At 65.3% G+C, this 17,780-nt stretch carries 20 protein-coding genes; 9 read left to right on the top strand and 11 right to left on the bottom strand.

The window, feature by feature from the left end:
* Positions 1 to 108: 108 nt before the first annotated feature.
* Complete coding sequence (locus tag PV768_RS10550; protein ID WP_421092987.1) at positions 109 to 339, bottom strand: hypothetical protein; 231 nt, start codon at positions 337 to 339, stop codon at positions 109 to 111.
* A gap of 254 nt (positions 340 to 593) precedes the next feature.
* On the bottom strand, positions 594 to 1,448 hold the full coding sequence (locus PV768_RS10545) for a PHP domain-containing protein (RefSeq protein WP_321213985.1): 855 nt from the start codon (positions 1,446 to 1,448) through the stop codon (positions 594 to 596).
* A gap of 139 nt (positions 1,449 to 1,587) precedes the next feature.
* Between PV768_RS10545 and PV768_RS10540 the strand changes: the two genes are divergently transcribed.
* Positions 1,588 to 3,174, top strand: coding sequence for an aminopeptidase P family protein (locus PV768_RS10540; protein WP_321213986.1), 1,587 nt, complete (start codon positions 1,588 to 1,590; stop codon positions 3,172 to 3,174).
* Between the two features lie 98 nt (positions 3,175 to 3,272).
* On the opposite strand, the gene PV768_RS10535 is transcribed toward PV768_RS10540, so the two are convergent.
* On the bottom strand, positions 3,273 to 4,178 hold the full coding sequence (locus PV768_RS10535) for a general stress protein (RefSeq protein WP_321213987.1): 906 nt from the start codon (positions 4,176 to 4,178) through the stop codon (positions 3,273 to 3,275).
* Between the two features lie 77 nt (positions 4,179 to 4,255).
* Between PV768_RS10535 and PV768_RS10530 the strand changes: the two genes are divergently transcribed.
* Genes PV768_RS10530 through PV768_RS10520 form a run of 3 tightly spaced genes read left to right on the top strand, consistent with a single transcriptional unit; the run spans position 4,256 to position 7,363 of the window.
* Positions 4,256 to 5,539, top strand: coding sequence for a magnesium transporter MgtE N-terminal domain-containing protein (locus PV768_RS10530; protein ID WP_104998511.1), 1,284 nt, complete (start codon positions 4,256 to 4,258; stop codon positions 5,537 to 5,539).
* A 31-nt stretch (positions 5,540 to 5,570) separates the two neighbouring features.
* Entirely contained in the window at positions 5,571 to 6,221 is a 651-nt protein-coding gene (locus tag PV768_RS10525) for a DUF1003 domain-containing protein (RefSeq protein WP_157243059.1), read from the top strand.
* Complete coding sequence (locus tag PV768_RS10520; RefSeq protein WP_321213988.1) at positions 6,221 to 7,363, top strand: Mrp/NBP35 family ATP-binding protein; 1,143 nt, start codon at positions 6,221 to 6,223, stop codon at positions 7,361 to 7,363. Before PV768_RS10525 ends, PV768_RS10520 begins: the two co-directional genes overlap by 1 nt.
* Before the next feature lie 7 nt (positions 7,364 to 7,370).
* Here the strand turns inward: PV768_RS10520 and PV768_RS10515 are convergent, their stop codons facing one another.
* The 3 genes from PV768_RS10515 to sigE all read right to left on the bottom strand — a co-directional run bounded on the left by PV768_RS10515 (position 7,371) and on the right by sigE (position 9,369).
* The gene (locus tag PV768_RS10515; RefSeq protein ID WP_104998514.1) at positions 7,371 to 7,778 is read right to left on the bottom strand and encodes a Sec-independent protein translocase TatB; all 408 of its coding nucleotides are present in this window, start codon (positions 7,776 to 7,778) and stop codon (positions 7,371 to 7,373) included.
* Positions 7,779 to 7,847: 69 nt separating this feature from the next.
* Positions 7,848 to 8,666, bottom strand: coding sequence for an anti-sigma factor (locus PV768_RS10510; protein ID WP_421092986.1), 819 nt, complete (start codon positions 8,664 to 8,666; stop codon positions 7,848 to 7,850).
* 88 nt (positions 8,667 to 8,754) lie between these two features.
* Positions 8,755 to 9,369: an RNA polymerase sigma factor SigE gene (sigE, locus tag PV768_RS10505; RefSeq protein ID WP_139029816.1), complete on the bottom strand. Its 615-nt coding sequence runs from the start codon at positions 9,367 to 9,369 to the stop codon at positions 8,755 to 8,757.
* Positions 9,370 to 9,595: 226 nt separating this feature from the next.
* Between sigE and PV768_RS10500 the strand changes: the two genes are divergently transcribed.
* Positions 9,596 to 10,228: an O-methyltransferase gene (locus tag PV768_RS10500; protein ID WP_157241704.1), complete on the top strand. Its 633-nt coding sequence runs from the start codon at positions 9,596 to 9,598 to the stop codon at positions 10,226 to 10,228.
* Positions 10,229 to 10,285: 57 nt separating this feature from the next.
* On the opposite strand, the gene PV768_RS10495 is transcribed toward PV768_RS10500, so the two are convergent.
* From PV768_RS10495 to PV768_RS10480, 4 genes are all read right to left on the bottom strand, one after another.
* Positions 10,286 to 10,453 carry a DUF3117 domain-containing protein gene (locus tag PV768_RS10495; protein WP_009357720.1) on the bottom strand — a complete coding sequence of 56 codons (168 nt, stop codon included), beginning with the start codon at positions 10,451 to 10,453 and terminating at the stop codon, positions 10,286 to 10,288.
* A gap of 233 nt (positions 10,454 to 10,686) precedes the next feature.
* Complete coding sequence (locus tag PV768_RS10490) at positions 10,687 to 11,943, bottom strand: hypothetical protein (RefSeq protein WP_421092990.1); 1,257 nt, start codon at positions 11,941 to 11,943, stop codon at positions 10,687 to 10,689.
* Positions 11,944 to 11,948: 5 nt separating this feature from the next.
* On the bottom strand, positions 11,949 to 12,332 hold the full coding sequence (locus PV768_RS10485) for a DivIVA domain-containing protein (protein ID WP_421092985.1): 384 nt from the start codon (positions 12,330 to 12,332) through the stop codon (positions 11,949 to 11,951).
* Positions 12,333 to 12,381: 49 nt separating this feature from the next.
* Positions 12,382 to 13,164, bottom strand: a complete 783-nt coding sequence (locus PV768_RS10480; protein ID WP_104998519.1) for a TIGR00730 family Rossman fold protein — start codon at positions 13,162 to 13,164, stop codon at positions 12,382 to 12,384.
* A 104-nt stretch (positions 13,165 to 13,268) separates the two neighbouring features.
* On the opposite strand from PV768_RS10480, the gene PV768_RS10475 reads away from it, so the two are divergent.
* The 4 genes from PV768_RS10475 to PV768_RS10460 all read left to right on the top strand — a co-directional run bounded on the left by PV768_RS10475 (position 13,269) and on the right by PV768_RS10460 (position 16,555).
* Positions 13,269 to 14,024 carry an amino acid ABC transporter ATP-binding protein gene (locus PV768_RS10475; RefSeq protein WP_157241702.1) on the top strand — a complete coding sequence of 252 codons (756 nt, stop codon included), beginning with the start codon at positions 13,269 to 13,271 and terminating at the stop codon, positions 14,022 to 14,024.
* A gap of 70 nt (positions 14,025 to 14,094) precedes the next feature.
* The gene (locus PV768_RS10470; protein WP_157241701.1) at positions 14,095 to 14,982 is read left to right on the top strand and encodes a glutamate ABC transporter substrate-binding protein; all 888 of its coding nucleotides are present in this window, start codon (positions 14,095 to 14,097) and stop codon (positions 14,980 to 14,982) included.
* Between the two features lie 86 nt (positions 14,983 to 15,068).
* On the top strand, positions 15,069 to 15,719 hold the full coding sequence (locus tag PV768_RS10465) for an amino acid ABC transporter permease (protein WP_157241700.1): 651 nt from the start codon (positions 15,069 to 15,071) through the stop codon (positions 15,717 to 15,719).
* A complete protein-coding gene (locus tag PV768_RS10460; RefSeq protein WP_421092984.1) occupies positions 15,716 to 16,555 on the top strand; it encodes an amino acid ABC transporter permease in 840 nt (279 codons plus the stop codon). Before PV768_RS10465 ends, PV768_RS10460 begins: the two co-directional genes overlap by 4 nt.
* A gap of 78 nt (positions 16,556 to 16,633) precedes the next feature.
* Here the strand turns inward: PV768_RS10460 and dapE are convergent, their stop codons facing one another.
* Positions 16,634 to 17,770 (bottom strand): succinyl-diaminopimelate desuccinylase, encoded by a 1,137-nt coding sequence (gene dapE, locus PV768_RS10455; protein WP_421092983.1) that lies wholly within the window; start codon positions 17,768 to 17,770, stop codon positions 16,634 to 16,636.
* Positions 17,771 to 17,780 lie beyond the last annotated feature (10 nt).

Genomic DNA, 17,780 nt, shown 5'->3' with positions numbered 1-17,780 from the left:
AAGCACCACACAACACCCGGAGGTCCTCTTATTGCGTCAAATCAATCCCCGTGTCATCAACCAGCCGGGACAGTACACCTAGCGCGACTTACTTCACCCTCACCGGCTTTACGGGCAGCCCTCCATCAACTGGATCCCGTGGTCCGTCTGCCGGCTCACGAGTACTGACCCCTGGGAATCGCAGATTGCATTGACGAGTAGGGCATGGCCTTCGCCGCCCTGGAAGTTGCCCTTCTCGCCGGGCAGGCCGAACCCCTGGACTGTTCCGGGCGGGACAAATGCCCAGACTTCCGGAGCACCGTCGAAGACACTGGGAAGCCAGGCCCAGTTCCCGTTCAAAATAGGTCCGTCAGTACAGGTGGACCCGCACGCGGCAGGCGGCCGGCTGACGTTGATACAGTCAAGCGCGTTGGCTGCTGCGGGAACGAACAAAAAGGCTGTGGCTAGGCCGGCCGCAGCAAGGGACTTTTTCAGCATCGATCTCTCCGTCATCAGTTGGTAGTGACTCGATGAGACCTGGACCGGCTGGCGCCGCTCCCCCAGTACGCGCAAGGTTACTCGGCCCTGCCTGCTAGTCAATGCGTGGGAGCAAGTTACTTCCCCGCGCGCACGACCTTGGTGCCCGTCCCGAGTTCCTCGATCCGGGCGAGGACGTCCGGTGAGGTGAGGTTTTCCCCCAGCACGTTGGGCTTGCCGGTGCCGTGGTAGTCCGAGGAACCGGTAATCAGCAGGTCATGCTTGGCCGCCAGCCGCCGCAGGAAGCCGCGCCCCTCCTCCGGGTTGTCCCGGTGGTCGATTTCCAGGCCCGCCAGGCCGGCGTCGATCATTTCCTGGTAGACGCGCTCCCCCACGATGCGTCCCCGGGAGGACGCCACGGGGTGGGCGAAGACCGGGACGCCGCCGGCGGCGCGGACCAGTTCGACGGCGATGGCCGGCGCGGGTGCGTAGTGCTGGATGAAGTAGCGCGACCGTGAGGTCAGGATGGAGGCAAAGGCCTCCGAACGGTCCTCCACGACGCCGGCAGCCACGAGGGCGTCTGCGATGTGGGGCCGGCCGAGGGTGGCGCCGGGGGCCACATGATGGATGACGTCGTCCCAGGTGAGGGGGTAGTCCTCGGCAAGGAGGGTGACCATCCGCTCGGCGCGGGTGTGCCGGGCGTCCTTGGCCTTGGTGATTTCCTCAAGGAGCCCCGGATGCTTCGGATCGTGAAGGTAGCTCAGGAGGTGCACGCTGATGCCCTCCTCCGTCCGGCAGGAAACCTCCATCCCGGGTACCAGGGCAACACCGTGTTCAACAGCTGCCAGGGAGGCTTCGTCCCAGCCGGCAGTGGAGTCATGGTCCGTCAGCGCTATCACGTCCAGGCCGGCGCGGGCAGCGGATGCCATGACGTCTGCCGGATTCTCGGTACCGTCGGAAACATTGGAGTGGGCATGCAGGTCGATCCTCACCTGTCCAGAGTAGTTGACCTTGAGTTCACCCCGCGTATGCCCTGCTGCAACCCACGTCGGCGGACACGCCCCGGCAGAACCAGCCCGGCCGGTGGTCCGCCTGTTCGCGCAGCCGCGGAGCTGGTGAGACGATGGTGCCGTGAACGATGCCGAAAACACCCCTAACTCTGCTTCCCAGCCCTTGGACGAGCGCGTCAACAACCGCTCCCAGCGGCCCAGTTCCGACGCCTTCAAGGCCTTCATGGCCAGCAACTGGGCGCCCTCCCGCCAGGAACTCCCCGAGCGCGACGCCGTGGCCGGTTACGCCGCGGCCCGGCGCAAGGCCATCTCCAGCCAGTTCAAAGGTGAACGCCTGCTTATCCCCGCGGGCCCGCTGAAGGTCCGCTCCAACGACTGCGACTACCGTTTCCGCCCCCACTCCGGTTTTGCGCACCTCACCGGCCTGGGCCTGGACCACGAGCCTGACGCGGTGCTGATCCTGGAGCCGGTGGAGGAAGGGAAAGGCGACGACGGCGGCAACCACCGTGCCACGCTGTACTTCCGGCCCTTGGCCGGGCGGGACACAGAGCAGTTCTATGCAGACTCCCGGTCGGGTGAATTCTGGATTGGCGCCCGCCCCACGCTGGCCGAGTTCGAGGCACGCCTGGGCCTTGCGACGGCACACATCGACCAGCTCGAGACGGCAATCACCAAGGATGTGGGCGCCCCGGAGATCGGCGGCATTTCCATCCGCCTGGTCCGGAAAGTGGACGAAAACATCGACGCGCTGGTGGACACCGCCCGCTACAACACGGCAAAGGACCCGGAGAACCTGGACCTCGAGGTCCTCGATGCCCTCGACGAAAAGCTAAGCGAAGCCCTGTCCGAACTGCGCCTGCTGAAGGACAGCTGGGAGATTGAGCAGATGAAACTCGCGGTGGCCGCCACCGTTGAAGGTTTCGAGGAAGTGGTCAAGGTCCTTCCCCGCGCCCTCACTCATGCCCGCGGTGAACGGGTGGTGGAAGGGGCGTTCTTCGCCCGTGCGCGCGAAGTCGGGAATGAGCTGGGGTACGACACCATCGCCGCCTCCGGCAACAACGCAACCGTGCTGCACTGGACGCGCAACACCGGGAAGATCCACGCCGGCGAGCTCCTCCTCCTGGACGCCGGAGTGGAAGCAGATTCCCTGTACACGGCAGACATCACCCGGACCCTTCCCGCCAGTGGCGTGTTCAGTGACATCCAGCGCAAGGTCTACGAAGCGGTGCTGGATGCTGCCGACGCCGGGTTTGCCGCCGCGCAGCCCGGCGCGAAGTTCCGCGACATCCACACAGCGGCAACCACGGTGCTGGCTGAGCGGCTTGCCGAGTGGGGACTCCTGCCGGTCACGGTAAAGGAAGCCATCAGCCCCGAGGGCCAGCAGCACCGCCGGTGGATGCCGCACGGCACCAGCCACCATCTGGGGCTCGATGTCCACGACTGCGCCCAGGCCAAGCGTGAACTCTACCTTGACGGCATCCTCACGGAAGGCATGGTGTTCACTATCGAACCCGGCCTGTACTTCAAGAACGAGGACCTCGCCATTCCGGAGGAATACCGCGGGATCGGCGTCCGCATCGAGGACGACATCCTGATGACGGCCGACGGGCCGGTCAACCTAAGCGCCGCCCTGCCGCGCAAGGCCGGGGACGTGGAGGACTGGATGGCCGGGATCTACCGTGAAGCCGAGGGAACCAAAGAGTCCTAGCCGGACAACAGAAAGCGGGGCTACCGGAGGAATTTTCCGGTAGCCCCGCTTTTGCCTGTGGCGCCGGCGTTTGCCTGTGGCACCAAGTCGGCCGTTCGCTACTGCCGCCCCTCGCCCGGGTGCTGCTGTTTGTCTGCGTCTTGCTGCCCGTCAGCGGGTTGCCCGTGATCCCCGTGCTGGTCGTCTTGGGGCTGGGCGGTCCCGGCAGCGGGACCCTGCGGCAGCCGGACACCATATTGGGGCCGGCCGTCCGGCAGGTCCGGGTACCGGACAGCACGTGCCGGGGCCGGCTGCTCCTGGACGGCAGCGTCCTGGCGCGGCCCGGCCCCGGCGTGGTCACCGGCCTGCTCCTGCGCGGATGAACCTGCGGAAGACTGGCCATAGGGGTCACTCCATCCCGAGGGACGGGCGGGCGCCTGGCCCGGCTGCGGGGGCTGGTAGGGCTGGCCCTGGAAGTCACGCTGGGTGTACGGTCCCCCGCCGGCCGCCGCGTCCGAGCGCGTCATGGGCAGCTGCTGAAGGAGCCGGCGCGCCTCGTGTGCGGCTTCCGGCGACACCACGACGTCGTAGCTGGTGGCCACCACCTGGCTGGTGGAGGTGAAGTCGCGCTTGCCCCGCTGCATGGCGTAGGTGACGATGCCGAAGAGCATAAAGAACGCCGCGCCCATCAGCACCGACGTGAGGATGGAGAAGTACCCCGGTGACGGTGCGAAGAAGGAGAGCATGACGCCAACGAACAGGCCGAACCACATGCCGCTCAGCGCTCCGGACAGGGCAACCCGGGGATAGCTCAGGCGCCCGGTAACCCGCTCCACCATCTTCAGCTCGTTGCCCACGATGGACACCATGTGCACGGGGAACTGCTGGTCCGCGAGGTAATCCACGGCCTTCTGGGCATCCAGGTAGGAGGTGTAGGAACCCACGGTGTCGCCGACGGGAACGGCCCGGGACTCGTCCATTCCGCCGGGCCCGCCGGCCTTGGGAGCACCAAATATGTTTGCCATACCCCCATTCTTGCCCATGCGCATGTGTGCTGCCTGTAAATTCAGCTAAAAGAGAGCAGACTCGGTAGCCTGTAGGAGTGAGCACAACTCCTACCCGCGTCTTCGTGGCGCGCCTTCTGGGCCTCGACGTCTTCGACCCGCTGGGCGACCGGCTGGGCCGGCTGCGCGATGTTGTTGTGCTGTCCCGTGGAACCCAGGGCGCTCCGCACGTGGTGGGCATCGTCGTCGAAGTTCCCGGCAAGAAGCGCGTGTTCGTGCCCATGACCCGGATCACCTCCATCGACCAGACGCAGATCATCTGCACCGGACTGGTCAACCTCCGCCGCTTTGAGCAGCGCGGCGCCGAAACCCTGGTGGTGGCCGAAATGTTCGACCGCCGCGTCACGCTCCGGGACGGAAGCGGCGATGCCACGATTGAGGACATTGCCATGGACCAGACCCGTTCCGGGGACTGGTTCGTCAGCAAGCTCTTTGTCCGGCGCGGCCACTCCCTTTCCCCCCTGAGCCGGCTCCGCCGCAACGAGACCCTGATCATCGACTGGGCTGACGCCCTCCAGGGCGCGCGCACCGAGCCGCAGGCTGCCACCCAGTTCGTGGCCAACCATGAAGACCTCAAACCCGCGGACTTCGCCGAAGCCCTGCAGGAAATGAGCGATAAACGCCGTTTCGAAGTGGCGAGCGAACTGCAGGATGAGCGCCTGGCAGACGTCCTGCAGGAACTTCCGGAGGACGACCAGGTGGAAATCCTGTCTGCCCTGGACGTCCAGCGCGCCGCCGACGTGCTGGAGGAGATGGATCCCGACGACGCCGCCGACCTCCTCGGCGAACTCCCTTCCGCCCAGGCCGAAGAGCTGCTCCAGCTGATGGAGCCTGAAGGCGCAGAGGACGTCCGGCGCCTGCTGGAATACGACGAAGACACCGCCGGCGGCCTCATGACCCCGGTGCCGGTCATCCTGCCGCCCGAAGCCACGGTGGCCGAGGCCCTGGCGCATGTCCGGCGCGAGGAACTCTCCCCTGCGCTGGCCTCCTCCATCTTCATTGCCAGGCCCCCGCTGGAGACCCCCACCGGCCGTTTCCTGGGCGTGGTCCACATCCAGCAGCTGCTCAGGTTCCCGCCGTTCGAACCTCTCGGCAACCTGGTGGACAAGAACCTCGAGCCGCTGTCGGACCAGGCGCACATCAGTGAAGTCGCCAGGACCCTGGCTACCTACAACCTGAACTCCCTCCCCGTGGTCAATGACGCCGGCCGGCTTGTGGGGGCGGTGACTGTTGATGACGTTTTGGATCATCTGTTGCCGGATGACTGGCGAGCCCATGACGGCGAAGCCCCGATAAGAAGGCTTGGTGGCCGTATTGGCTGACAGCAGCGCTCCCAAGAACCCCAACCAGCGGATGCCGGCCAAGACCGCGTCGAAGGGCAGCCTGGACACGCCGCTCAGCGGCCGCCAGCGGATCCTGCCCAAGTTCTCCCCGGACCCCGATGCCTTCGGCCATGCCACGGAAGGCTTCGCCCGCTTCATGGGCACGCCGCAGTTCCTTGTCTACATGACCGTCTTCGTGGTGATCTGGCTGGCCTGGAACACCTGGGCGCCGCTCGAGTGGCAGTTCGATTCCCGCGCCCTCGGTTTCACCCTGCTGACGCTGATGTTGTCCCTGCAGGCCTCCTACGCCGCACCTCTGCTGCTCCTGGCACAGAACCGCCAGGACGACCGCGACCGCGTCTCGCTCCAGCAGGACCGCCAGCGGGCCGAACGCAACCTGTCAGACACCGAGTACCTGACCCGGGAGCTCGCGTCCCTGCGGATTGCGCTCCGCGAGGTTGCCACGCGCGACTACGTCCGTGCCGAACTGCGCTCCCTGCTGGAAGACATGCTGGAAGCCCAGGAAGAGCTTCGGACCCATGATCCAGCCGGGCAGGCGCAGCACGAATCCCCGCGCGACAAAATCAGGGAAAAACTGAAGGAACAGCGTGACCGCCAGCGGAATCCCCGCACCCAACAGATTCCCCGGGTTAAGCCCGGCCACTCCACCCAGGACCGCTAATGAACGCACCGATCGCCAACACCGCGTTGGCTGACGCAGTCGCCGCTGCCCTGGCCACGGTCATTGACCCCGAGCTCCGCCGCCCCATCACGGAGCTGGGCATGGTTGAATCCGTCGACATTTCCGACGACGGCAGGGTCAGCCTCGCTGTCCTGCTCACCATCGCCGGCTGCCCGCTCCGGGACACCATCACGGCCGATGCCACACAGGCGCTGCTGGCCGTTCCGGGAGTGGCCGCCGTCGACGTCGAACTCAAAGTGATGACGCAGGAACAGCGCGATGCCCTCAAGGAGCTGCTCCGCGGCGCCGGCGGCCAGCGCGGCATCCCGTTCAACCAGCCGGATTCGCTCACCAAGGTGTATGCGGTCGCGAGCGGCAAGGGCGGGGTGGGCAAATCCTCCGTGACGGTCAACCTTGCCTGCGCCCTCGCCGCCCAGGGCCTGCGGGTCGGGATCGTGGACGCGGACGTGTATGGCTTCTCGGTTCCTGGCCTCATGGGCATCACCCAACCGCCCACCCGCGTGGATGACATGATCCTCCCCCCGGTGGCCTATGGGGTGAAGGTGATCTCCATCGGGATGTTCGTCAGCGGCAACCAGCCCGTGGCCTGGCGCGGACCCATGCTTCACCGCGCCCTTGAGCAGTTCCTGACGGACGTGTACTTCGGTGACCTGGACGCCCTTTTCCTGGACCTGCCGCCCGGCACCGGTGACATCGCGATCTCCGTGGCCCAGCTGTTGCCGAAAGCCGAAATCCTGGTGGTCACCACACCGCAGGCCGCCGCGGCCGACGTCGCGGAGCGCGCCGGTGCCATAGCCACGCAAACTGGCCAGAAAGTGGCCGGCGTCATCGAGAACATGTCCTACCTGGAAATGCCCGACGGCGGCAGGATGGAATTGTTCGGAAGCGGCGGCGGGTCAGTCCTCGCCGGCCGGCTGACGGCAACAGTAGGCGCAGAGGTGCCGCTGCTGGGGCAGATACCGCTTGATATCCAGCTGCGGGAAGGCGGCGATTCCGGGGTTCCGATAGTCCTCGGGCAGCCGGATACACCCGCTGCCGCGGCGCTGTCCGGCATCGCCGGCCGGCTGGCAGCAAAGCCGCGCGGCCTCGCGGGGATGAAACTGGGGCTGCAGCCCCGCTAAGAAGCGGCTAGGTGGCCTCGGTGTCGAAAGGCGCGGCCTCGCCGGGGGGCAAGGACTGGAGCACCCGTTCCGGCCGCCGCGGCGCCGCCTCCGCTGCCACGGCCGCTGCGCCGGAGACGGCAGCCACTGCAGCGGGCGCGCCGGCGCTCACCGGCTTGGAGTCGTCATCCAGGAGCGCTTCTTTGATGATGCGCCGCGGATCGTACTGGCGGGGATCGTACTTCTTCCAGTCGACATCGTCGATGTCGATCCCCACTTCTTCCTTGATCTGCTCACGGGCGCCGGATGCCATGCGCCGGACTTCCTTGACCAGATTAGCCAGTTTCTGGGTGTATTCGGGCAGCCGCTGGGGACCGATCACCAGAACCCCAATGATCAGCAGAAGAAAGAACTCCGGGCCGTTGATTCCAAACACTTTAGGAAGATTACCCTCTCCGGGCTGCCAGTGACGATTTCCGCCCGTGGTCCGGGAAGACTGTGCGTTCTACGGGGTGAAAAAGGCAACGATGCGGTTAACTCCACGTTGCAGCCGGGTGATGATTGGTTCCTCCGCCGCTTCCGGGGAGGCATCCGGGATTCGGGCCGCAACGCCTTCCTCAGCCTGGTTGCCGAGCCGCTGCAGGATAGGCAGGGCATCGTCAGCCTCCTCGGCGGGCAGGTCGGACTCGTAGAGAAAAGTGTGGCCGGGCGTCCGGTAGGTTGCCGACCACGGCGAGGACCGCCCCACCCGCAGGGGGCTGCTGTCCTGGCTGGCCATGTCCGGCCCGGCACCGTCCTGTCCCGCAGCGCTTTGTCCGGGAACGGCCTGCAGGGCGGTCCGCTGTTCGGTCACCGTTGCCTGGTGGGTGCCGTCGGTGAGCCGCAGCTCCACTGCCGGCTGGCCATTGAGCACGGTGGCCCTCGCCGACTCGAGACGGAAGCCCATCGCTTCAAGCTCCGGGCAGGCCCATCCTTCAGAACGCAGCTGGGTGAGCTGGTCCCCTGTCAGCAGCCTGCCGTCCGCAGGTGTCCGGGATGAGACGTGGGAGAGTGCGGCCCGGTTGCCTGCAGTGTCCCCCGGCGGGGGATCTCCTGCCGCGGCAAATGCACCGACGGCCAGCACGCCGGCAGCTGCCATGCTGCCACCGGCAGCCAGTGCCAGGACGCGGACGGCGCTACGGGACGATGCTGGCCGGTGCGCGCCTGCAGGCGGCATGGCGGCCAGTTCCTGCGTTCGGGCGAGCAGGCGGGCCGTCAGGTCATCGCTGGCCGGAGGGATGGGAGCATCACGGAGCCGCTCCAGGTACTGGCGCTCCCTCCGCACGGCTGAATGGCATTCCTGGCAGGACTGAAGGTGGCTGCCGGTGCGCTGATGCCTGCGTCCGAATGGACTACGGGACCTCATGCGCCGTTCAGAGGATACCGGCGATGCGCGGCATGGACAGTTTCCGGCGGGACTGCTGCGGACGCGGATCCCGGTGGGCCAGCTTTTCCCGCAGCATGGTCCGTCCGCGGTGGATCCGTGAACGGACGGTGCCCAGCTTCACGCCCAGGGCTTCCGCCACTTCGTCGTAGGACAGCCCTTCAAGGTCGCACAGAACGACGGCGGCACGGAAGTCCGGCGGCAGTTCCTCCAGCGCAGCCTGGACGTCCACATCGAGGTTGTTCAGCTCGAAGCTCTGCTCGGGGCCCGGTTCACGGCCGGGAAGCCGTGACTCTGCGTCCTCGGCAAGGGCATCGAACCTGATCCGCGTCTTTCTCCGTGCCTGGTCCAGGAAGAGGTTGGTGGTGATCCGGTGCAGCCAGCCGTCCAGGGTGCCAGGCTTGAAGTTTTCCAGCGAGCGGAAGACACGGACAAACACCTCCTGGGTGAGGTCCTCGGCGTCGTACTTGTTACCGGTCAGGCGGTAGGCGAGCCGGTAAACCTTCGCCGAGTGGTTGGTAACCACTTCTTCCCAGGTGGGACGGACCCACTCCGGATCAGGATGATTTGCTGCAGGGACAGGTGCCACTACTGAAGATGACATCGTCCACTCCCCTCGTGGAATGCTAACGCCCGGATACTGTTGACATCACTGATTCGGCGCCGGTCACCTTTCGGATGAGCGGATAATAATCATTTCAAACTTGTCTGGGAATTTCCTGATTGTTCGGAAGTTCAGCCGTGGGCGCAACCGCCCGCCTCCGCTGCTGTTGCCACCGGACACAGTAGGCTGTAAAGGACATTCCCCTGCCGCCCAGAAAGCGAAACCCATGAGCGCCGACAAGTCCACCAGCTGGTCCTATGCAGAAGATCTGCCCGCTGAGGATGAGGTCATGCTTCGGGCCCGGGAGCGCTCCTTCGAGCTGGGTGTTACACCGGTTGGACCAGGGGTGGGCGCAGTCCTGACCGTGCTGGCGGCGTCGTCCAAAGCCCAGACCGCCGTCGAAATCGGGACCGGCGCCGGGGTGTCCGGCGTCTGCCTGCTCCGCGGCCTCGGCCCGCAGTCCGTCCTCACCACCATCGATGTGGACGTGGAACACCTCAAGGCCGCCCGGGAGGCATTTTCCGAGGCAGGGAGCCCGGCCAACCGCACCCGCACGATTTCCGGACGGGCCGGCGACGTCCTGCCGCGACTGACTGACAACGCTTATGACCTGGTGTTCATCGACGCCGACAAACCAGGGCTCCCGGGCTATGTGGAGCAGGCCATCCGGCTCCTGAAGCCCTCCGGGCTGCTGATCATCAATGATGCGTTGGACAAGGACAAGGTTGCCAACCCCGCCGGCCGTGAAGCCACCACGGTGGTCTTGCGCCAGGTCGGTAAGGCAATCCGCGACGACGAGAGGCTTGCGTCCGCCATGCTTCCCACCGGCGACGGACTGCTGGTGGCGGTCAAGAAGTAGCCACCAGGATACGGGCAGGGCCCGCAGCCTGCTGGCTGCGGGCCCTGCCCGGCACGATTATTCGGTAACGCCGACGAGGCATTCCTTGAGGTTTGCTGCCTCGGCAGCGTTCAGCTCGACCACCAGGCGCCCGCCGCCCTCGAGCGGGACGCGCATGATCAGGCTGCGGCCCTCCTTGGTGACTTCCATTGGGCCGTCGCCGGTGCGTGGTTTCATAGCCGCCATGAGGAATTCCCCTCCATTTTGTCCCAGGACTGATCAGCCCGGACGGGCTGTGTCCGCATGTCGATCAAGCCGCTATGGCGGAGTGGATGGACACCGCCAAGGCTGAGCGTATTCTGAATGCTTTTTGTCCTTGCTTACTTACCATTATCGCGGAATTACCCGCCCGTAGCTAATCGATGGACATTTCCAACGTCTTGCCATTTGAGTCCTGACCTGCGCGGAAGTCCCATTGGCTAGGGTGGATAATCCCCTCCCCCGGGCAATTGGGCCCAGGCCCACAACCAGACGATCCAGACGATCTGCAGCAGCAGGAACATGGTGACCACCGTCCACCGGTAGGCCCGCGAGCCGGACACCAAAACAGCACCCAGCGCAAGCGGAAACAGCGGCAGGAGCATGCGGAAGGTGCTGGTCTGCGGGTGCAGGAACACCACCAGGTAACCCATGTAGCAGGCGCACCACAGCCGGAGCTCCACGCCGAGCTGCCGTACCGGCGGCAGGAACAGCATGGCGCCGAAAAGCGCCACGAAAACGACCGGCGCCAGCAGGCCCAGGACGGGGCCAAAGAGGTCGACGCCGGTATCGAACCAGGGTTTGAAAGGCACCAGGTCGTGGCCCCGCCACACGGTTTCGGTCTTTGTGTACGCCTGGATATCGCCCGTTGCCGCCCAGGCGGCCGCCGGCCAGGCAATCGCCATGACCCCTCCGACGGCGGTGAGGGCAGCCAGCGCCGCGAGGTCGCCGTTCGAGTGCGTTCCTTCCCGCTGCCCGTTGCCGGCCTGCCGGGCACCGAACCGCTCCCACAGGTGGCGCAGCAGAACCAGCCCGAGCATGGCCGCGAACGGGACGCCCACCGGACGGGAGAGGCACAGGAGCACCACCACCGGGATGGCCCACAGGTACTGCCTGCGCACCACCAGCAGCAACGCCGCCGCGAGCAGCAGCAGCGACAGCGACTCGGCATAGGGCACCTGGAGGATGGCGGACACGGGGAAGGTGGCGAAGAAGGCCACTCCCCATAGGGCGGACGCAGGGGCGGCCTTGTGCCGGAAGAGGATGTAGACAACCAGGGCGGCTCCCCACCCGGCCAGCATGGCGATGATGGTCAGTGAGGCGGCGGGGACAAGTCCGGTCAGTCTGCTGAGGCCTCCGGCCAGGGCAGGAAACAACGGATAGAAAGCCCACGCATTCTCCTGGACGTTGCCGGCGGCATCAGTCGGCAGGACGGAGGGGTAGCCACCGGCGATGACTTGTCCGTACCAGCGCGCATCCCAGATGTTGATGAAGTTCCAGTAATCGGGCTTGGCCGGGAACCAGGGGTTGGGACCCTGGTGCAGGGCGGCAGCCATGAAGATGCAGGCGCTGACCAGCCGGGCCGCGAAGTAGACGGCGGTGGCCTGCAGCCACCATGGCCAGCCTTGGACAGCCCGCCCGGCCTGTGCGGCCAACGCCTGAAGGGACGGGACAAGACCTGCCCGGCGCCGTGCCATTGTGCTCACAGCCGGTCCTCTTCAGGCGCAGTGCTCTTTTTGTCGGGTTCCGGTCCAAGAGGAGCTTCCATAGCCGCCAGCGCTGCCCGGAGCCCGTCGATTTCCTGCTGTTTGGAGGCGAGCTGGTCCCGCAGTTCATCCAGGACCTGGTCCACCTGGTCCATCCGGTAGCCACGGAGGCCAAGGGAGAAACGCACGCGGTCCACGTCCTCCGGGGCTGCCTGTGCGGGCAGCAGGACCGGAGGAAGGTTGGCTGGCGGCTGCTCGAAACCGCCGCCGGGCAAGCCGGGCAAGAGGCCGTCGCCCGTATTGCCGGAACGCAGCCCCAGGCCGATCCAGAAGACCACCCCAATCAGCACGATGGCCAGGAAAACCAGAAAAAAGCTCACCGCTCCATCGTGCCAGACGGGATGGAGCGCCGCCGTCCGGACGCTCGGGCTACTCCGGCCGCTGCTCCCCGTTAAGCGAGGGGGTAATGGCCACGTGGAGCACCCTGTCCACCGCCTCTGCTGGATCATCAACCACCTGGATCAGGTCCAGGTCCTTTTCGGAGACCATGCCTTCCGCAACCAGGGTTCCCCTGATCCACTCGATCATGGGACCCCAGAATTCGACGCCCAGCAGCACGATGGGGAACGAGGTCACCTTTCGCGTCTGCACCAGCACCATTGCCTCAAAAAGTTCGTCGAGCGTGCCCAGGCCGCCCGGCAGGACGATGAACCCCTGCGCGTACTTGACGAACATGGTTTTGCGGGCAAAGAAATACCTGAAATTGATGCCCAGGTCCACCCACTGGTTCAGGCCCTGCTCAAAAGGAAGTTCGATGCCCAGGCCGACGGACACGCCGTTGCCTTCAACGGTGCCGCGGTTGGCGGCTTCCATGGACCCGGGACCGCCGCCGGTGATGACGGCAACGCCGGCCTCGGCCAGTTTCCGCCCCACTTCCACACCCATTTCGTAGTAGGGGCTGCCGGGTTTGGTGCGCGCCGAGCCGAAGACGCTCACGGCCTTGCCGATGTCCGCCAGGGCGCCGAAGCCTTCCACGAACTCGCTCTGGATGCGCAGGACGCGCCAAGGATCGGTGTGGACAAACTGCCCGGGGCCCTTAGTGTCGAGCAGATGCTGGTCAGACATGTCCACGGCCGCCTGCTTGCGGCGCAGTTCAAGGGGGCCCTTACGGCGCGGCTGGGAATTTCTGGCCGGATCTGCGTTGATGCTCATTCACCAAGGCTAACCTCCCCCGGGAGGTATCTCTTGAATCACGATCCGCAGGAAGTTGCGGTGATTCGCGTCATAAACAGTTGTTGTTCGCTAGATTCTTTCCTATGACTACTCATGTGCCCGGAGATGCGCTTGTCTCCCTGAACGGCGTAAATAAGCACTACGGCCAGCTGCACGTTTTGAAGGACATCAACCTGCAGGTCCGCAAGGGCGAGGTTGTTGTGGTCATCGGGCCCTCCGGCTCCGGTAAGTCCACCCTCTGCCGTGCCATTAACCGCCTGGAGACCATCGAGGCCGGAACCATCAGCATCGACGGGAAAGTGCTTCCTGAGGAAGGCAAGGAACTCGCCCAGCTCCGCGCCGACGTCGGGATGGTTTTCCAGTCCTTCAACCTCTTTGCGCACAAAACCATCCTGGAGAATGTGACGCTCGGCCCCATTAAGGTCAAGGGCGTCGCCAAGGCCACGGCGGACAAGGACGCCATGGCCCTGCTTGAACGCGTCGGCGTAGGCCACCAGGCCCCCAAACTGCCGGCACAGCTCTCAGGCGGGCAGCAGCAGCGCGTGGCCATCGCACGGGCTTTGGCAATGAAGCCGAAGGTCATGCTGTTCGATGAGCCCACGTCAGCCCTGGACCCGGAAATGATCAACGAGGTTCTGGACGTCATGGTCCAACTGGCCAAAGAGGGCATGACCATGATTGTGGTCACGCACGAGATGGGCTTTGCCCGCAAGGCCGCGGACCGCGTCGTCTTTATGGCCGACGGCCAGATCGTCGAAGACGCAACCCCGGAAGAATTCTTCACCAACCCGAAGAGCGATCGTGCCAAGGACTTCCTTTCCAAGCTCCTGACGCACTGATTCACACCTGAACAAACACTCCCAGTTCGCACCGAGGCCGTGACCCACGGCCATCAATGAAAGGAATGTCATGAAGGCATTTATGACCCGGCGGAAATCATTCGTCGTGGCGGCCACCGCTGCCCTGGCCCTGTCCCTGAGCGCCTGCGGCGGAGGCGGCACGGGCACCACCACCAATCCCACTGTGGCCGAGAAGCCGTCCTTCGCTGCGGGCACCACCATGGAGAAGCTCTCCAAGGCAGGCAGCATCAAGATCGGCACCAAGTTCGACCAGCCGCTCTTCGGCCAGGTCGGCCTGGACGGCAAGCCCGTCGGATTCGACGTTGAAATCGGCAAGCTTATCGCTGCCAAGCTGGGCATCGCCGCGGACAAGATTGAATGGTCAGAGACCGTCTCCGCCAACCGCGAACCCTTCATCGAGCAGGGCAAGGTGGACCTGGTGATCGCCACGTACACCATCAACGACAAGCGCAAGCAGGTTGTCAGCTTCGCCGGACCGTACTACGAGGCCGGACAGGCCCTCATGGTGAACAAGGACAACGACTCCATCAAGAAGCCTGAAGATGTCAAGGGCAAGAAGGTCTGCTCGGTGACGGGTTCGACGCCGGCCGCCACCATCGTGGAGAAGTACGGAGCAGAGCTGGTCCCCGCCGCAACCTACTCCGCATGCCTGGAGCCGCTGCGCAACAAGCAGGTTGAAGCGGTCACCACCGACAACGTCATCCTCGCCGGCTTCGTGGACAAGGAACCGGACGCCTTCAAGCTGGCCTCCGACGAAACGTTCACCAAGGAGCCCTATGGCATCGGCCTGAAGAAGGACGACACCGAGTTCCGCAACTGGATCAATGACCAGCTGGAGTCCTTCGAAAAGGACGGAAGCTACAAGAAGGCCTGGGAGGCCACTGCCGGCGAGGTCATCAAGACTGCGCCCAGCCTGCCCGCAATCAACCGCTACTAGGCTGCCCGTTCGTTGCCGGGACCGGCCCGCCGGTCCCGGCAACGCCACGCCTTCACTTCCGTCCACTCCCAGAGCCGAAGGATCCTATGGACGTCATCCTTGAAAACCTGCCCCTGTACTGGAACGGTTTTCTCCGTACCCTCTTTCTTTCAGCCGTATCCGGGATCATCGCGCTGGTGTTGGGCACGCTCCTTGCGGCTGCCAGGGTTTCCCCGGTTGCTGCCCTGCGCGGCTTCAGCACCGTCTACGTCGAGGTTCTCCGGAATACACCCTTGACCATCGCCTTCTTCTTCGCGGCCGTCGTGCTCCCCCGCCTCGGGGTCAAGTTTGAGCAGTTCGAGATTGCCGCGATCATTGCCCTCAGTACCTACACCGCAGCGTTCATCGCCGAAGCTGTCCGCTCTGGTGTCAACAGTGTCCCGGTGGGACAGGCTGAAGCCGCCCGCAGTATTGGCATGAAGTTCAGCCAGGTGCTGTCCCTCATCATCCTGCCGCAGGCCTTGAGGACGGTGATCCCGCCGCTGATCAACATCCTGATCGCCCTGGTGAAAAACTCGTCCGTGGCCGGTGCGTTCTTTGTCCTGGAACTTTTCGGCTACGGCCGGCAACTGGCCAACGCCAACGGTGACGCCGTCATCGCGGTGCTGCTGGGTACTGCGTTCTTCTATCTGCTCCTCACCGTTCCGCTGGGCATCCTCGCCAGCACGGTGGAACGAAAGGTGGCGATTGCCCGATGAGCTCAGTCCTTTATGACGTTCCCGGCCCCAAGGCCCGGCGCGTCTCCCTGTTCGCTTCGATCGCCGGTTCCGTGCTGATCCTCGGCCTGCTGGCGTGGATTGTCATGACCCTCGCGCAGCAGGGAATTTTCGAAGGCCGACGCTGGCAGATCTTCACCCGCGGCGACGTGTGGACCCTCCTGGCCAACGGCCTCGGCGCCACCCTGAGCGCAGCAGCCCTGGCGGCGGTTATCGCCTTCCCCCTGGGCCTGCTCCTCTGCCTGCTGCGCATCTCTGATGCGGCCTTCATCAGGATCCCCACCCGGGTGGTGCTGGAGTTCCTCCGCGGCATGCCCGTGGTCCTGATGATGCTGTTCGTCCTGCTGGGCTTCGGTACCTCGCCGTTCATTGCCGTTGTCACCGGCCTGGTGCTCTACAACTCAGCCGTGTTCGCCGAAATCATCCGGGCCGGCATCCAGTCGCTGCCGAAGGGGCAGCGTGAGGCCGGGCTGGCCATTGGCCTGACGAGCTTCCAGTCCCGCATGCAGGTCGAGCTTCCGCAGGCGATCCGTCGCATGATGCCCTCCCTGGTGGCGCAGATGGTGGTCCTGCTGAAGGACACTTCGCTCGGCTACATCGTGGCGTACGGCGAGCTCCTGCGCGCTGTGCAGGTGATGGCGGACTTCCTGGGCACCCAGTTCCTGTTCCCCATCTTCTTTGTCGCCGCCGCAATCTACATCGCCATCAACATCGGCGTTTCCCGCCTCGCGGTGTGGATCGAGCGCCGCGGATCCAAGAAGGCCGCGGGCGGAATGGCCAAGGCGGAGCCCGCCGCCGTTGAGGCCGGAGCGCCCTAGGCGGTCCCACCAAAAGCAGTGGCCCGGATCGTAGGATCCGGGCCACTGCTTTTTAACGGGGTGCGAGGCCTGGCGGACCTAGCCTGCCAGCCAGTCCTTCAGTGCCCGCAGGCACGTACGAATGGCTTCAGCATCGACGTGTTCGTTGTCCTTATGCGCCAGCAGCGGGTCGCCGGGGCCGAAGTTCACCGCCGGGATCCCCAGCTCGCTGAAGCGCGCGACGTCGGTCCAACCGTACTTGGGCTTCGGCTCGGCCCCCACCGCCGCAACGAAGGATGCCGCGGCGGGGTGGTGGAGGCCGGGCCGGGCCCCGGCGGCGGCATCGGTACGGACCACGTCGAATCCCTCAAGGAGTTCCCGCACCACGGCTTCGGCCTGGTCCGGCGTCTTGTCCGGGGCGAAGCGGTAGTTGATCTCCACCACGCACCGGTCCGGAATGACGTTTCCGGCAGTGCCGCCGTTGATCCTTACCGCGTTGAGGCTCTCCCGGTACTCCAGCCCGTCCACGTTGACTGTTGCCGGCCGGTAGGCTGCGAGCCTCTCCAGGACGGGCGCCGCAGCGTGGATGGCGTTGCGGCCCATCCACGCGCGTGCTGAGTGGGCAGACTCCCCCACCGTCGTTACCTCAAACCGGCTGGTGCCGTTGCAGCCGCCTTCCACCGTCCCGTGGGTTGGTTCCAGCAGGATCGCGAAATCGCCGTCCAGCAGGTCGCCGTGGTTCCGCACCAGCCGCCCAAGGCCGCTCTTGACGGCCTCGACTTCCTCGTGGTCGTAAAAGACAAAGGTGACGTCCCGCTTCGGTGAGGCCCCGTCGTCGAACATTGTGGCGGCCAGAGCAAGCTGCACCGCGACGCCGCCCTTCATGTCCGTCGCGCCGCGGCCGTACAGGATCCCTTTGCCGGGAACACCGGATCCCCAGGTGGAGGGCACGGTCCCCTTCGCACCATCCGCCAGGGGCAGCGGGACGGTGTCCAGATGCCCCGCCAGGATGACCCGTTCCGCACAGCCCAACTCAGTCCGGGCGATCATCGAATCCCCGTCCCGGAGCACGCTCAATTGGGGAATCCCCTGCAGCGCGGCCTCTATGGCGTCCGCCAGTTCCGTTTCATTGCCGGACACACTGTTGATGTCCATGATGGCGGCTGTAAGGAGCGCAACGTCCTGGCGGAGGTCGAGCGTCAAGGTGGAAGGGTCCGGAGTGGTTTCGGCAGTCACGAAGCCAGTC

Origin of the sequence: Pseudarthrobacter sp. CC4 (assembly GCF_048957775.1) — a bacterium.
GTDB lineage: Bacteria > Actinomycetota > Actinomycetes > Actinomycetales > Micrococcaceae > Arthrobacter.
Note: the sequence above shows the minus strand (reverse complement) of the source record. Positions and strands in the feature narration are given on the sequence as shown.

Bases quoted from the DNA above. Each gene is read 5' to 3' on its own strand.
- PV768_RS10495 (WP_009357720.1), bottom strand. From the start codon at position 10,453: ATGGCGGCTATGAAACCACGCACCGGCGACGGCCCAATGGAAGTCACC.
- PV768_RS10500 (WP_157241704.1), top strand. From the start codon at position 9,596: ATGAGCGCCGACAAGTCCACCAGCTGGTCCTATGCAGAAGATCTGCCC.
- PV768_RS10480 (WP_104998519.1), bottom strand. From the start codon at position 13,164: ATGAGCATCAACGCAGATCCGGCCAGAAATTCCCAGCCGCGCCGTAAG.
- sigE (WP_139029816.1), bottom strand. From the start codon at position 9,369: ATGTCATCTTCAGTAGTGGCACCTGTCCCTGCAGCAAATCATCCTGAT.
- PV768_RS10520 (WP_321213988.1), top strand. From the start codon at position 6,221: ATGAACGCACCGATCGCCAACACCGCGTTGGCTGACGCAGTCGCCGCT.
- PV768_RS10470 (WP_157241701.1), top strand. From the start codon at position 14,095: ATGAAGGCATTTATGACCCGGCGGAAATCATTCGTCGTGGCGGCCACC.
- PV768_RS10475 (WP_157241702.1), top strand. From the start codon at position 13,269: ATGACTACTCATGTGCCCGGAGATGCGCTTGTCTCCCTGAACGGCGTA.
- PV768_RS10525 (WP_157243059.1), top strand. From the start codon at position 5,571: ATGCCGGCCAAGACCGCGTCGAAGGGCAGCCTGGACACGCCGCTCAGC.
- PV768_RS10460 (WP_421092984.1), top strand. From the start codon at position 15,716: ATGAGCTCAGTCCTTTATGACGTTCCCGGCCCCAAGGCCCGGCGCGTC.
- PV768_RS10490 (WP_421092990.1), bottom strand. From the start codon at position 11,943: ATGGCACGGCGCCGGGCAGGTCTTGTCCCGTCCCTTCAGGCGTTGGCC.
- PV768_RS10535 (WP_321213987.1), bottom strand. From the start codon at position 4,178: ATGGCAAACATATTTGGTGCTCCCAAGGCCGGCGGGCCCGGCGGAATG.
- PV768_RS10465 (WP_157241700.1), top strand. From the start codon at position 15,069: ATGGACGTCATCCTTGAAAACCTGCCCCTGTACTGGAACGGTTTTCTC.